At 56.3% G+C, this 15,717-nt stretch carries 8 protein-coding genes; 3 read left to right on the plus strand and 5 right to left on the minus strand.

What is annotated here, in order from left to right; genetic code table 11:
* Positions 1–112 precede the first annotated feature (112 nt).
* On the plus strand, positions 113–490 hold the full coding sequence (gene secG / locus WC612_03715) for a preprotein translocase subunit SecG (GenBank protein MFA6279885.1): 378 nt from the start codon (positions 113–115) through the stop codon (positions 488–490).
* Between the two features lie 40 nt (positions 491–530).
* Positions 531–2,162, plus strand: a complete 1,632-nt coding sequence (locus tag WC612_03720) for a CTP synthase (protein ID MFA6279886.1) — start codon at positions 531–533, stop codon at positions 2,160–2,162.
* Between the two features lie 19 nt (positions 2,163–2,181).
* On the opposite strand, the gene WC612_03725 is transcribed toward WC612_03720, so the two are convergent.
* The 5 genes from WC612_03725 to mutS all read right to left on the minus strand — a co-directional run bounded on the left by WC612_03725 (position 2,182) and on the right by mutS (position 14,906).
* The gene (locus WC612_03725) at positions 2,182–2,364 is read right to left on the minus strand and encodes a DUF465 domain-containing protein (GenBank protein MFA6279887.1); all 183 of its coding nucleotides are present in this window, start codon (positions 2,362–2,364) and stop codon (positions 2,182–2,184) included.
* Between the two features lie 140 nt (positions 2,365–2,504).
* Entirely contained in the window at positions 2,505–3,590 is a 1,086-nt protein-coding gene (locus tag WC612_03730) for an ATP-dependent 6-phosphofructokinase (protein ID MFA6279888.1), read from the minus strand.
* Positions 3,591–3,613: 23 nt separating this feature from the next.
* Entirely contained in the window at positions 3,614–10,231 is a 6,618-nt protein-coding gene (locus tag WC612_03735) for a hypothetical protein (protein MFA6279889.1), read from the minus strand.
* Positions 10,232–10,722: 491 nt separating this feature from the next.
* Positions 10,723–11,382 carry a hypothetical protein gene (locus WC612_03740; protein MFA6279890.1) on the minus strand — a complete coding sequence of 220 codons (660 nt, stop codon included), beginning with the start codon at positions 11,380–11,382 and terminating at the stop codon, positions 10,723–10,725.
* A gap of 683 nt (positions 11,383–12,065) precedes the next feature.
* Positions 12,066–14,906 carry a DNA mismatch repair protein MutS gene (gene mutS / locus WC612_03745; protein MFA6279891.1) on the minus strand — a complete coding sequence of 947 codons (2,841 nt, stop codon included), beginning with the start codon at positions 14,904–14,906 and terminating at the stop codon, positions 12,066–12,068.
* Positions 14,907–15,117: 211 nt separating this feature from the next.
* On the opposite strand from mutS, the gene WC612_03750 reads away from it, so the two are divergent.
* Positions 15,118–15,633: a hypothetical protein gene (locus WC612_03750; protein MFA6279892.1), complete on the plus strand. Its 516-nt coding sequence runs from the start codon at positions 15,118–15,120 to the stop codon at positions 15,631–15,633.
* The last annotated feature ends 84 nt before the right edge of the window (positions 15,634–15,717 follow it).

Raw genomic sequence — 15,717 nt, forward strand, 5'->3', positions numbered from 1 at the left:
AGTTTTTACTTAGTTTAGGCTCTTCTTCCAGCCCAAAACGAGTTTGTTTTAGCCTTCGGTTTTTCGAATCGAGGCGCTTTTTTGTTTGTTGTTTTTAGGAGGAGTCCTCGCGATGCAGAATGTTTTGCTGGTTATTCACTTGATGGTTGCCCTTGCTCTTATTGCCGTTGTTTTGATGCAGCGCTCTGCACAAGATGGTGGCGGCCTTATGGGCGGCGGTGGTGGTGGAGGAACCATGGGGGGCTTGTTTTCTGCGCGTGGCTCGGCCAATTTGCTGACCCGTACCACGGCGGTTTTGGCGACGATGTTTATCGTTCTCAGTCTGGCGCAGGGCATCATTGCCGCGCACCAACATACAACGCGCAGCATGGCGGATCAGATTGCCAATGACAGTGCCGCCACACCGGCTCCGGCGGCGGCAGATACAACCAAGGAAGCGCCTAAGGTTGATAAGGCTCCGGTTGTTCCGGCTGTTCCTGTTTCTAAGTAGAGTCTTTGTTTTTTAGCGTTTGATAATAAGGAGAGAAGCGATGACGAGCACGCGCTTTATTTTTGTGACTGGGGGCGTTGTCTCGTCTCTTGGCAAGGGTCTGGCCGCCGCTGCGTTAGGTTCGCTTCTTCAGGCGCATGGGTACAAGGTTCGCTTGCGTAAGCTTGACCCCTATTTGAATGTCGATCCGGGCACGATGAGTCCCACGCAGCATGGCGAGGTTTTCGTCACCGATGATGGTGCGGAAACCGATCTTGATCTGGGCCATTATGAGCGTTTTACGGGCGTTCATGCGCGTCAAAGCGACAACGTCACGACGGGGCGCATCTATTCCAACGTGATCGCTAAGGAGCGGCGCGGCGATTATCTGGGCGCGACGGTGCAAGTGATCCCGCATATTACCGATGCGATCAAAGAATTTGTTCTGGCCGATTTGACGGACGAAGATTTCTGCCTTTGCGAGATCGGCGGAACCGTCGGCGATATCGAAGGCTTGCCGTTTCTTGAAGCTATCCGCCAGTTGGGCAATGAGCTTGGAAAAGAACGCAGCATGTTCCTGCATCTCACCTTGCTGCCCTATATCAAGACGGCGGGCGAGCTTAAGACCAAGCCCACGCAGCACTCGGTTAAAGAGCTTCTCAGCGTTGGGATTCAGCCCGATATGCTCCTTTGCCGCACGGATCGGCCTATACCGGAGAACGAGCGCCGCAAGATTGGCCTCTTTTGCAACATTCCGCAAAACCGCGTGTTGGCGGCTCAGGACGTTGACACGATTTACCGCGTGCCGATCAACTATCATGAGCAAGGCTTTGACCGAGAGGTTCTGCGCTATTTTAATCTTGAAGCCAAGGAACCTAACCTTGCCAAATGGGAAGAGGTTGTCCACCGCGTCATGGAGCCGGAAGGCGAGGTCACCATTGCGATTGCGGGCAAATACACCAGCCTGCTTGATAGCTATAAATCTCTCAACGAGGCTCTGCTTCACGGCGGCATCGCGAACAAGGTGCGCGTGAACCTCAAGTGGATCGATTCCGAAGTGTTTGAGCGTGAGGACGTCGCCCAGTATTTAGAGGGCGTTAATGGCATCCTTGTTCCGGGTGGCTTTGGTGAGCGCGGAACGGAAGGCAAGATCAAGGCCGCGCAATTTGCGCGTGAAAACAAGATTCCCTATTTCGGCATTTGCTTTGGGATGCAGCTCGCGGTCATCGAGGCCGCGCGGCATCTGGGGGGCGTGCCAGAGGCGACCTCTAGCGAGTTTGGCCCCAGCGATCACGCGGTCATCGGCTTGATGACCGAATGGCTGAAAGGCGATCAGCTTGAAAAGCGCGTTCATGACGGTAACTTGGGCGGCACGATGCGCCTTGGCGGTTATCCTTGCAAACTGCAACAGGGAACCAAGGTACATGGAATTTACGATGCGGATGAAATCACGGAGCGTCACCGCCACCGTTATGAGGTGAACCTAACCTACAGGGAAGCGTTTGAAAAAGCCGGTTTGGTTTTTTCGGGGCTATCGCCTGATGGTGTCCTGCCTGAGATTGTGGAGCGCGTCGATCACCCATGGTTTATCGGCGTTCAGTTCCACCCTGAACTGAAGTCAAAACCCTTTGATCCCCATCCCTTGTTCCGCTCCTTTATCGAAGCGGCCAAGAAGCAGAGCCTGTTGGTCTAGTTATTGGCTTTTTTGGATATTACGCCGCGTCAACTTTTTGGGATTCAAGACGTGTGATTTCGTCCTTGAGGTTCAGTTTGTCGCGCTTAAGCTGACTAATCTTGGCTTCGTCGCCAGAGGCTCTTGATTCTTCTATGTGGAGTTGTTCTTCAATATCCGTATGACGTTTTCTCAGGGATTCGATGCGATGTGATAGGGTCATAGGCGTCTCCTTCTTTGGTGAACATTATTTAAAGAACACTATTATGTATTATACCTCAATTTTGTGAAAAAAGTATGGCAAAAGAAAAGAGCTTAGGGTTTGGGCCCTAAGCTCTTGCCTTATAACGATCCAATGGCTTTCTAGTTGCCAAGGCAAATCCCTAGGCCTCGCGCGGTTTTAACCAGCGATCCTTCGGGATCTACCATCTGATAGTTCGAGATCGCATCCAAAATAGGAACATCGATCACTTCACGGTTTGACCAAGCGACCATACGGTCGTCTTTGCCATCACGTATCAACTCAACCGCATGGACACCGAACGCTGCCGCGAGCATACGATCCTGTGCGCTGGGCTGGCCGCCGCGTTGAACGTGGCCAAGAACGGTGACACGCGTTTCGGCTTGGCAAAGCTCGGCGATTTCCGAGCCGATGTAGTGGCCAATGCCGCCAAAGCGTTGTTGGCCGCCGTAGAAAGACTTCATCAAAGGCTCGCCGTTGACGGTTTTGACGGCCTCGGACACGACGATAAGCGCGAAGTTGCGTCCATTTTCGCGGATTTTCTTGATGTGTGACGCAATCTTTTTCAACGAATAGGGGATTTCCGGTACTAAGATAACATCCGCGCCGCCTGCAATGCCCGTCGCCAGAGCAATATGGCCAGCATCGCGTCCCATAACCTCTAGGATCATGATGCGGTCATGGCTGGCTGCCGTAGGCTGCAGCCTGTCCAAAGCCTCTGTCGCGACGGATACGGCGGTATCAAAGCCGATAGCGGTCTCGGTCTTGCCCAGATCATTATCAATGGTCTTGGGAATGCCGATCAGCGTGAATTGCCCTTGTTGAGCAAGGCGGCGCAAAATGGCCAGCGAACCGTCGCCGCCGATGCCGATCATGGCCTCGCACCCAAGGCTGCGGAATCCTTCGATAATGGTTTGCGACATATCCTTGGTCGTGCCATCAGGCATGGGATAGGCAAAGGGATTGCCTTTGTTCGTCGTGCCCAAAACCGTACCGCCTTGGCGCAGCATCGTCGCGCCGACATCACCCACAGTCATTTTGCAGACGCGGATGGGGCGGTCGATCAGGCCTTGCGTGCCGTCCTTAAGGCCAAAGACCTCCCAACCCAAGGCGCTGGCGCTCAGGACGACAGAGCGAATGACCGCGTTAAGACCGGCGCAGTCGCCGCCGCTTGTCAGGATGGCAATTTTTTTTGGTTCTGATGACATATTAAGAGGGTCCCCTTTTTGTCCTAGCTTATTTTCTTCAAACTGTTGATAGCTTGCTGTTGCAGTGAACCATCCACGGCATTGCTCATCGCGCCGCCTGTGTTGGAAAGCTGGTCAAGAATCTGCTCCAAAGAGCCAAGCAGATCATCGCCCTGCAACTTAAGCGTGACGCGCATGCGATCCGTGCGTTGCTGCATTTCTTCCATCATGGTGTTCATCGCAGCAATCTGGTCTTGTGAACCTGTAACGCTGGAGTTCACGCGGCCCACTTGATCGGCATAGGCTTGCGCGACCGATTGGATAATGCCCGTTACGGTTTGACCGCCTTCGGCCATCGTCCTCATTTGCTTCTCGATTGTCTGCGCGACCTCGGCCAGCTTGGCAACCGCTGCCTCGCTGACATTGTCGGCCAGCACGCGCGTGGAGTTGAGGCGATCCGCGACGCCACCCAAATGCGAGAAGGCTTGCTGCATGTGGCCGACAAGATCGGTTTCGTGGCGCTTGATCCCTTCGCTGGCCGATCCGATGCGGCTGAGAAGGCCATCAATCTGATCACCAAAGCCGCCCAGAAGCTTGGCCACTTCCTCGGTCGCAACGCGCATCCGCGCCGTGCGGTCGGTGAGCTGGTTGGCCGTATCCTTGCTGGTTTGATCGAAGCGAACGGCAATCTTTTCGACATCGACAACCGTTCCCGCCATGGCGGCGCGAAGGCTGGTTCCGGTGCGGTCAAGCTGCGCGGTGATCTGCATCAGGCCGCGGTTGATATCGTCGATCTGCGTCTGTACGCCGCCACGAACGCGCTCTAGCTGCTCGCGGAAGTTTTGGCTGGCGCCGACCATCTTGCCTTCGGCGTTTTCGGTCATGGCTGTCAGTTGCTCGACCTGCTTCGATAGGGCATCGCCCGCCACGCCAAGGCGCTGCGTTGTCGTGCCAGCTCGCGCTTCAATCGTCTCGAACTCGTGCGCGAGTTTGGCGGCGGTCTGAAGCGTATCGCCGCGCAGTTGCGCAAGGCGGTCGCTGGCGGCGGAAAGCTGCGTGATCGTCTGTGAGGCTTTTTCGACCAGATCCTTTTGCTCGTTCGACAGCGTACCCGTTCCGGCCTTGATGGACTCCAGCTGCGTTTTCAGGGCTTCGTTGAACTGGCGCAGGGTTTGATCGGCCGTTTCAGCAACGCTGGTCAGATGACGGGCTTCGTCCATCATCGTGTCGCGAACCGCGCCCGCCGTGCTGATGCAACGATCCGTTGTCTTGAGCATGGACTCGGCGATATCGCCCGTTTGCGTCTTGAACGTCTTGGCGGCGCTTTCGATATCCTTGGCGCTGCGACCCAAAAGGGCAGGGAGTTGCACCGTTTCCTCGCGCACCGTATCGGCGGCTTGCGTCAAAGCGGATTCCGAAGAAGCCAGATTGGCGCGAAGCGCGTCGCTTTGGATGGCCAAGGCGCTGCCTGCACCCATCACTTGTTCGACCGCGCGACCCGACAGGTCGGCAATCGTCTGCAGCTCTTTTTCCAGCGTTGTGCGCGTGTCCGTCAGGCGAGCGGTCGCCTTTTCAAGGATAGTGCGCGTCTCACGGTCGCTTTCGTTCATCGTCGCGATCAGCGAAACCAGTTGCGACGTCGATTTCTCGGCCGTCTCGGCCAAACGCAGGCCGTGGGTTTCCGTCATGTCGCTGGCGTCAGAGATCAGCTTAACGCTCTCGCTCAGCTTTTCATTGACCCCGCCGATGTTGCCTTGAGCCTGCGTGGCGATAAGAGCCAGATTGTCAGCTTGCTTTTGCAAGGTCTCGCCAGAGGCCTTCGCAATGGTTGAGAAGTCGAGACCCGACTTGTCCATCACGCCTGCCACTTGGTTGCTTTGTTGTTTTAGTTGGCTGACCGTCGCGTCCAGTTGAGCCATAACGGTGCGAACTTGCTCAATCGTCTTGTCCGCTTCATCCTTTGTCGCGGCGCGGATGGTGCGGGCTTCCTCATGCAAGGATCCCGTTGCCTTAAGCATATCGCGAACCTGTTCCTCAGCCTTTTGCGTGTGCTGGGCAAGGGTAACGGATTCATCGGCAAGACCCGTGCTGGTCGAGCGAACCGAAGCCAACGCATTTTGGGTTTGCTCATCCAATGAGGCCATTTGCCGTGTGATCTGACCCGTGCTGTCCGCAATGCGTGCGGCGCTGCGTTCGGCGGCGGCGGCCGTTTCGTCCTGCGCCAGTGTCAGGCGTGTGACCATGTCGCCCAGCATTTCGCGTTGAACGTCCAAGGACGATCCCAACGTGGCTTGCTTCTCTTCGATATGACCCAGATTGGCGTTGATCGCTGTTGTCTGCTGCGTAACCGTGCTGCCCAGATTGGCGAGCGTTGTCTCGGCGGCCAAGCTGGCATCGCGCAGAACCTTGGCGTTGCCGTCCAGCTTGCCCACAAGAGCGCCCAGCGTTTCTTCGGTCATCTGCGTTTCGTGGCGCAGTTGGCTACAAACGTCGCTGGTTTGCTTTTGCATGGCGGTCGCGCTGTCCAAGAGGCTCTTGGTCTGGGCTTCGGCTGTGCAGGTGCTGGCGATCAGGGTCGCCGTTTCCTTGGTCATGCCTTCGTTCGCCACATGAATCGAGGCGAGCGATGCGCTGGCGCGGTTCTCCAGTCTCTCCATTTGGCCGGTGATCTGTTGCGTGCCGTCTGACAAGCGGCTGGCGGCGCGTTCGGCGGCGCTGGCGGTTTCGTCTTGCGCGACGGACAGGCGGGCGACCAGCGTGCTCAATGTCTCGCGTTGCGCTTCCATGGCTTGCGTCAAGCCTTGTTGGCGGCTGGCAATTTGATCCATGGACTCGTTCAGGTTCGCGGCCTGACGGGCAATCCCCATCTGCAAGTCAGTCAGCGCTGTGCTGGCGGTTCCGCTGACATCCTGCATGGTTCCGCTGCTTGCGCCAAGGCGCTCCAACAAGCTTTGCATCAGCTCGCCCGTGCGCGTCGTTTCGGCGTTTAGTGCCTCGCTGAGCGTCTTGGCTTGCTCTTGCAACGAGGCGGTGACGGTGACAGCCGCCTTGGCTTGCTCTTCGGCTTGCTTGGCGTGCTGGATCAGCGTGCTCGCCTGATCCGAGAAGCCGTGGCTGGCGGTCGTGATATGCGCCAACGCGGTTTGCGAGTTGTCGGACAGTTGGCCCAGATGCGTTTGGACTTGGGACAGTGTTTCGCTAAGACGCGTGATCGTGCGTTCAGCCACGCTAGAGGCCTCACCATGCGCCGCGCCCAGTTTTTCAAACAGGTCAAGAAGTTGCTCGCGTTGTGTCTCGTTCGTAGAGGTCAGGACGCGATGCTGCTCGGCGATTTGTTCGCTGACGATATTGAGCGCCGCGACTTGCTGCGTGACGCCTGCGCTCAGCGCGCTCAAAACCGTGTCCGTCTTATCGGCGGCTTGATAGAGGCTTTGCGTCGTGCTTTCGATCTTTGACCCAGCATTGTCGGCCAGCGCGTTGTAGCGCGTGTTGGCTTGATCGGCGCTGAGGATCGCGGTGGCGGAGGTCTGTTGCAGGCGGCTGCTGGTGTCGTCGATTTGCTCGATAGATTCCTTCAAGCTGGCCATCAGACGCGCGTTATGCGCTTCCATGTTCGTGCGAACTTGGCTCGATTGATCGGCAAAGTTGGTGGTGGCGATGTTCAGGCTGCGGATGCTGTCCTCGACCTGATGGGTTGTGTCCAACATACGGCTGGCTTGCTCGCCAAAGGCGGCCCCCGCCTTATGGATGATGGAGACAGAACCTTCAGCGGCGTCATTGAGGCCTTGATGTTGATCCTTAAAGGCCTGAACGGCTTCTTCCATGCGCGAAAGAACGCGATCCGTGCCATCCAGCGCGGTGGTTTGCGCAACGGTGAACTTGGCGTTGACCTCTTCAAGGCGGCCAATTGTTTGGGAGCCAGAGGAGACAATCCGGTTGGCTTGGCCTTCGATTTGCGTGGCCCCAGCACCAATAAGAGAAAGCTGCGCTTCCATCGCGGTGCTAAGCGCTTGAACCTTGCCCGTTGTTTCGCTAGCTGTCAGGTCAAGCTTGCTGGCGCGACGATCAAAGTCCTCGCTGGCAAGACGTGTCACTTCATTATAATGCGCGGCGACGCGGTCGAGCAGGGCATAGGCCGAGTCCGTGCGTTCCTTCAGCGTTTGGCCAAGCTCGGTGAATTGAGTGCCCGCGCGTGATAGCTCGCTGTTCATGAGGGCGGACTGGCTTTCCAGCGTCGTGCGAATGGCGGCGGCTTCGTTTTGCAAAGCTGTCGTGACAATCTGGATCTTGGCGCTCGACTCTTGTGCTTCGGTTTGCAGCTGATAGGACTGCTGCCCGACTTGGGTGGCCGCTTCCTTCAAGGTGGATGCCGCTTCCGATGCCTTTTGACCCAACGTGCCGACTTCATTTTGGATGCGTTCAGCCATCGCGTTAAAGTTTTCGATAGTCTGGCGCGTCGTTTCTTCCTGACTGGTGCGAACCGTCATAAAGCGCTGGTTCAAATCTTCGATGGCGGTCAGCGTGCTGGAGGTCATCTGGCTGACATCTTGGCCCATCGTGCTGATCCGGCCATTGTACTCTTGCAGGCGATCCAACTGACTTTGCATGTCGGTGCTGTAGCGGCCCAAGGAGTCGCGACCCTGCGCTGTGCTGGCTTCGATCTGTCCCATGACTTGTTGGACAGGGGCGCTGGCGTAATCGGCAAAATCCTGCAGACGCTTGTCGGTGGAATCCAGACGATCACGAATGTCGCCCAGCATGATGGTCAGCGTATCGTTTTGCGAACGCAAAGCTTCTTCTGCCGCCTTCGCCTGTTCTTGCAGGTTTGTGACGGTCGTGCTGATAGCGGTCTCGGCGGTTTGTGCGCCCGCCGTGATGTCGGCCTCTTGTCGTCCCAGCGATTCCGTGGCGATGCCAAGGGCATGAACGGTCATGCGGGCGGCTTCGTTGATGCGGGTGATCACACGTTCATTCTGATCGACGGCGCCGCGAAGTTTTTCGGTCAGGGAGTCGCCGACGCTTTGCGTCGCATCGCGCGTAGCAAGGAGGCGCTCCAATACTTGTTGCATGTTTTGCAAAGCGGAGGCGGCGCGAAGCTGCACGTCTTGTCCCGCCTGTTGTGAGGCGCGGTGCAGCGTTTCGAATTGCTCCAGCTGCTGCGCGATTTCATGCGAGATCGCGCGAAGTTGGGCGCTGTTGGCATCGTTCACAGATCCCAGATGACGCGTGGCGGCTTCGTAGCGCGCGGCGGTTTCGGCCAGTTGAGCGGCAATGACGTCTGTTCCCTTACGCGCTTCTTCGTTGGCTTCGGTGAAGCGACCCAGCGCGCCATCGGCGCGGGTGCTGAGGCCAGCGATAGAGCTATCCATCTGCTGTGCCAAATCATTGGACGCGGCGCTGATGCGAATGACAAGCCCGTCCAGATCGGTGCGGCGCTGTTGCAGGCCGCCATCGATATCGCTGACGCGGGCCGAGAAGCGATCCAACATGGCTTGCATGTTCACAATCTGGGCTTCCAGTTTTTCGCTTAAATTGTTGGCCTGTTCGCGGGCCAGTTGCTCGCTGGCGTAAAGGCGATCCGCCACGCCGCGCAACACGGATTCCGATTCAGAAATGCGTGAAGGCAAAAGGTTGCTGAGTTCGTCCAACGAGCGCGTTTGCGTGTCGAGAGCGCTGGCCAGACGTTCGGCTTCCTCACGCGCCATACCGGCGCGGCCAAGGAAATGCGCGATATTCTCGTCAATCTTGCCGGAAAGATCGCTAAGCGTGCTGGCCGCCGTTTCGGCGGCGCTGATCAAACTCGTTTCCTGTGAGCGGGCGGTATCGGAAAGCTTCTTGCTGTCCTGCATCGCGCGTTCGACGGTTGAGGCAACCAAGAGAGCGTTGGATTCAATGTCCTGTAAAAGGCCTGTGATTTGATCGCGCATGCCTTCAGTCTGGCGCGAAACATCATCGCCCGTTTGGACAAGCTTGCTGTCCAAAATGCGCAGCATCGTGAACTTGTCTTCCATCAGTTGGTCGATGTGTTGCATGCTGCGGCGAATGACGTCCTGAATTTCATTCACTTGATAAACGCTGTGCTGCTCAAAGGTTTCCAGATCGGCCTTGTGCTCGTTGATGCGCTCCATGACGGCCATCAGCTCTTCATCGCCAACGTTCTTGGTGCTGCGCAGAAGGTCTAGCTGCTCTTTGATCGCCTGATTAAAGCGGCGGATGCGAACTTCGGCAGCGCCGGACTCGCCCGTGATCATCGCCAACTGGCGGCGCAAAGGTTCCGTGACGGATTGCACGTCGGCGGCGCGTTGCAGATAGGCCGTGATCATCCAGATCATCGCCATGGGCGAAATGACGGCGGAAATGCCGATAGCCCAATTGGACAAAGGTAATCCGGCGAAGGTATGCGCTTCGCCTGCTTGCATCATGACGAAAGCCACGACCGCGACCCAACCGATGGACAGGACAAGGCCCATCCAGAACGGAGTCGTGGAATAGTTGTTCGTTTTTCGGGGCATTGTTCGTGCCACGGGCTTAGCCGCAGGGCGGGCCGTCTGGCCCGTTGCGCTTTGCGGTTTAGCGCCCTGAGGGGGCTGTGTGGTTCCAGCGCTGGGCGTAGGAGACAAGGTGCGGACAGGAGTATCGGAAAATTTCGTCGGATCAACCATGTATGCCTCAAGTCAATTTGAAATTCTTTGAAACCTCTCCAGAGCATCTCACAGGAAAAGACGTATGTTTGATAGGCTGTCTAACGCGTTGACGCATCACACAAATAAACACACACCCTCCCACACGATTCGCATGGATCGGCACTGCTAGCCAGAAGTTTAGCAGGAAACATCTTTAAAAGGGAAGCATTAAGCTGCTTCAAAACAAACAAAAAAAGGTAATATAATGATCGCAATTCAAGAGTTCGCGTTGCCGACCGTTCTGAATCACCCTCCGCTTGCGGGAGGGTCGAAAAATAAGGCTCCGCAGGAGACGGATTTTTCGGGGAGGGGTCGTTTTCTGTTATGTTGTTAACCCCTCCCCAAGATTTTCGCTCCCTTCGGTCTCGAAAATCTCGTGCCAGCCAAGAGACCTCGACGCCCTTCGGCGTCAAGCCCGCAAGGGGAGGGCGATTTAAAGGCCACGCTTGAAGTGCGAGGAAAGTATATTCCTACATCGTAAGGGAATGGCAGCCCTTCAGGTCTGAATGCGTTACGCCTGCCTCGCGCTTCTCCCATGTCTCCCTGCCATCTGGGGCAGGGGCCTTTTTCAGTTCAAAAACCTGAAAAGGATCATTTTTATCAACGCTAATCACGATAAGGTCAGGCTTTTTGCAAGCTTGGACGGTGCGAGTTACCTCAACGGGTTTCCCCTCCCAGCCTTCACGGTAGTCGGTTCCGTACAACGTCGTTACAGAGAATTCTTTGCCATGAAGAATGGCGTTAATGTTAATGCCATCCGCCTTCTCAGCCAATTGTTGGGGTGTTGAAGATATACTAATTCCAGTTGCTAGGCATACCATACCAGTGATACCTATCGCTGTCATGAGGAGTGCTCTTTTATAGAGTTTATGTATTTCTTTATAGTGTTTATGTATTTCCGGTTCAGAATGTACGGCAGCGCTAGATAAACATAACACAATGGCGCTAAATATTGAAGCCAACGCCGTAGATGCCACCATAGGCATTAAACCAAAAGTTGCCCCAACGCCTGTGGCGGCGGCGACGATGGCATATTCCTTGTGGTTCCATGCGGTTTTCCCCGCTCGCGTCAACGCGGCGGCGGCTGTTTTATAAGCGTTTTGTAGCTTTTCTTGATAGGGCGTGTTCATTGTCAACTCTCCTTATGCATTTTTGGGGGCAATACGGTGTTATCAATTCATGGCGAAAATATAGCACAAAAGCGCCATCGGTTCAAAGAGCGCCTTTACTTTCATGGGCGGTGTTTATGGTTAAGAGAAGGGAGGGGGTACAGAAACCGTTCCCCCCCGTCATTGCGAGGAGCCCGCACTTGATGCGGGGGACGAAGCAATCCAGCGGCGCGGCGTCTGCCACTCTCCTCCCGTCATCCCAAGACCCCGCTACGCCAAGGCTTCGCAGGGCAGGCATTTTCTCTTCGACGTAGCGAAGCGAGGCGAAAGAAAATGGACGTGGGATCCAGTCGCTCTTGCCGGCCCTCACCGTCGTTTGTTCGTCGCCCAGTCCCCTGGGTTCCGCATCTGCGCGTTTGACGACGTCAAACGCTGCGTGCGGGATGACGGGCAGGGGTAGCGGAAGGCACTGCGCCCGAAGCCCAGCATCCCTTTTTCGCCCAACAAAAAGGCCTCGCGCCGCCACGAAGCCCCTTCTTCCCTAGATGCCGAATGCTAAATCCTGAATGCCCCTGCCTCCCGAAGCCTTGGCGTAGGGAGGTGACTTCGGACACAGCTCCGCGTAGCAATGTCAATAGCAGAATCGTCCCCTTAGGTCAAGGAAAAAACGCACGAAAAATCAAATTATTTTTTATAACGAGCTTTTATATCTGCCCCTTTTTAAGACTATAAAGCGCCTCTAAAGCCTCTTTTGGCGACATTTCATCGGGGTTCAGTGTGCGAATCGCCAAAAGTAAGCGCGAATCGTCCTCATTTAGGGTCGGTTTTGGCGCGTCGGCGCTGAAAAGGGGCAAACCACCCGCTAAATCAGCGGCGTTAGGGCTGTTTTTATCCGACTCAAGCCTCTTCAAAACCATCTCGGCGCGTTTAATGACCGAGGGGGGCAGCCCCGCCATTTGCGCGACATGAAGGCCATAGGATCGGTCGGCCACCCCCGCGATCACCTCATGCAGGAAGACGATTTCTTGCTCCCACTCGCGGATCCGCATGGTGGCGCAGGTCAGGTGAGGCAGCTTGCCCGCCAGCTGCGTCAGCTCATGATAATGCGTGGCGAATAGCGTGCGGCAGCGGTTGGCCTCATGCAAATGCTCAAGAGTCGCCCACGCAATCGAAAGCCCGTCATAGGTTGCTGTGCCGCGTCCTATCTCATCCAATATCACAAGGGCGCGTTCCTTGGCTTGATGCAAGATGGCGGCGGTCTCGACCATCTCGACCATAAAGGTTGATTGTCCCCGCGCCAGATCGTCGGCAGCGCCAACGCGGCTGAACAGCCTGTCCACCACGCCGATATGCGTGGCGGCGGCGGGCACAAAGCTGCCCATTTGTGCCAAGATGGCAATCAGCGCGTTTTGACGCAAAAAGGTGGACTTTCCGGCCATATTCGGCCCCGTAAGGAGCCACAGGCGCTGCGATCCGCCCAAATCGCAATCATTCGCCACAAAAGGCTGAGGATTGGCGGCGCGGCGCAAGGCGGCCTCAACAACCGGATGACGACCGCCCTTGATCATAAAGGTCAGCGAGTCATCGATGGTGGGGCGCGTGTAGCCCTGCGTGATAGCCAGCTCGGCCAACGCCGTCGTCACATCGGCCATCGCCATCGCGCCTGCGGCGCGGCGCAGTTCGGGCAGATGCGCCATAATCTCGGCCACCAGATCGGCAAAGAATTGCAGCTCAACGGCCAAGGCTTTATCCGAGGCTTCGGCGATTTTGCGGTCAAGCTCGGACAACTCCACGGTTGTAAAGCGCACCGCGCCCGCAAGGCTTTGGCGGTGGATAAAGGTTTCCTTTTGCGCCAAAAGCTTGTCGGCGTGCAGGGGGGAGACTTCGATATAGTAGCCGATGACTTGGTTGTGTTTGATCTTCAGAGCCGACGCGCCGCTGGCGGCGGCGTATTTCTGCTGCAAGGCCGCGATCAGGCGGCGGCTATCGTCGCGCAGTTCGATAAGTTCGTCCAGTTGCGGCGCATAGCCGCGTGCGATAAAGCCACCATCCCGCGCCAGAAGCGGCAGCGTGTCCGACAGTGCCCGCGTCAGGCGAGCTTGCAGGGCGCTATGCTCGCCCAAATCTTGCAAGATCGAGCGCCATTCTTGCGGCAGGGCGGCGGGATCCACCGCCAAAAGATGTGAGCGAATAGCCTCGCCATAGCCAAGCGCATCGCGCACGCCCGCCAGATCGCGCGGCCCCCCGCGCCCCAGCGACAAGCGGGCAAGGCAGCGTTCTAGGTCGGGCGTTTGTTTGAGTTCAAGGCGAATGGCGTCGCGCAACTTTTCAAAGTGAGCAACTAGGGCGATGGCATCAAGGCGGGCGTTGATGGTTGCCACATCCGTCAGCGGCGCGGCCAGCCTTGCGGCCAAAAGCCTTGCGCCAGCGGAAGTGAGCGTGCAGTCGATGGCGGCGAGCAGCGAGCCTTGGCGGCTGCCCGCAAGGGTGCGTGTGATTTCCAGATTGCGGCGTGTGGCCGAGTCCATCGCCAGCGTGGCTTGGTGGGTGAGGGCGTGGGGTCGCAGGAAGTGGGACAGATCACACTTTTGGGTTAGGTTGACGTATTCTAGGATTGTTCCCAATGCGACAATTTCAGGGCGAGAAAAATCACCAATTGAGGCCAAATCAGTTGTTTGATAAATTCCACATAAACTTCTGGTTGCTTTATCGTGATTAAACAGGGTATTGGGAAGGTTTGTTAAAGTATCACGCCAACTGGACAGCGTTTCAAACAAGGCGGTGTCTTGAATGGTGCGCTCGGCGATCAGAATCTCGCTGGGCGCAAGCCGCGCTAGGACAGCGGCAAGGTTTTCGGGCGAGGTGCGCTCACAAAACGGCTCACTTTTCGCCAGATCCAGCCACGCAACGGCCATGCCTTCACCCGTTTGCGCGACGCAGGCCAGATGATTGGCGCTCCCCGCTTCCAAAAGCGTATCCTCGGTCACTGTGCCGGGTGTCACGATCCGGACGACATCACGCGTCACGATGGACTTGCCGCCGCGCTTTTTGGCTTCGGCGGGGTCTTCTGTTTGCTCACAGATCGCGACGTGGAAGCCTTGGCGGATCAGTTTAGCCATATAGTTTTCATAGGCGTGGAACGGCACGCCGCACATGGGAATGTCGTGGCCCTGATGCTGTCCGCGCCGCGTCAGCGTAATGTCGAGGGCGCGAGAGGCCTTAATCGCATCCTCAAAAAAAAGCTCATAAAAGTCGCCAAGACGAAAGAACAACAGGCATTCGGGATGTTGCGCCTTGATCGCCAGATATTGCGTCATCAAAGGCGTGGTCGCGGCACTATCAGGCGCGGCGGGGGCTTGGGATGGAGCGGTTGCGGCGATGGCGGCTTTTGTTGGGGTGGACGCGGTCAGAGGATTTCCTTGCAATGTCGCTTGCGCCGTTTTGGGCGCGGTGAGGCTGGGCAGGGAGTCGGCGAAAAGGTTGGGCGCGGGCAGGGGGTCGCGCTCTGCCGCTTCGCTTGTTTTGTTGATAAGTGATGACTTCATCGTGCTGACCACAACGATCCTTCCCCGTTTTCCTTCGTGAAAAGGGAGTATAGCGTCATGCTAGGCGTAGGGGCAAATGGGATTGTAGGGAAAACGCCGATGAAAGCAAAAACGAAATTGCGCCTTGGGGGTGGTTATTGTATAAACGGGACGGCCAAGGCCTAGCCTTATTGATAGGTAGACACCCTTTTTGAAAGAAAGATATTTCCCCATGAGCGGTTATGATTTTGTGAAGTCTGCACAATTGACGAGTTCTCTGCAGCATATTGAAGCCATTCATTCAGAGTTTTTAAAAGTATTCGATTATCCCGACGCGGAGGATAGCGAGAACTGGGTCGATATTGTCACCAGAATCTATGAGGTGGGCGGCGATGCGTCTGCTTTTAAGGCTGCCACCTATGCTTTGGAGAGGGCCAAGCCCAACACACCGTTTGCGCAAGCAGCAGGTAAGAAGTTTGACTTTTTTGCCGAGCGGTATTTTGATAAATATCCTAAAAAAGCCAGAGAAGCCGTGCGCCTTGTGTTTCTCACCGGTCTTTCATCCGGCAATGACGAAAGCGAGCTTACGCGGCGTTCGCGGGCAAAGTTTATCAACTTTAATGATCGCCATTTTGTTTGCCGCCCGCCATTCCCTGCAATGCCTGCGCCTGAAAAGCCAAAGAAAGATGGTTTTTCGCTAGCCCACCTTTTTAAAGGGATAAAGCGGAACCTTACTATCGGGTCGTAATCAAGAAACTGTTTTTAAGTTAACGTGTTCACTACCCCCATCGTCATCCCAGAAAACTTTCTCTTCGCGCCCCCTTGCCGCGCC

The organism is Bdellovibrionales bacterium, assembly GCA_041662785.1.
GTDB lineage: Bacteria > Pseudomonadota > Alphaproteobacteria > UBA9219 > UBA9219 > UBA8914.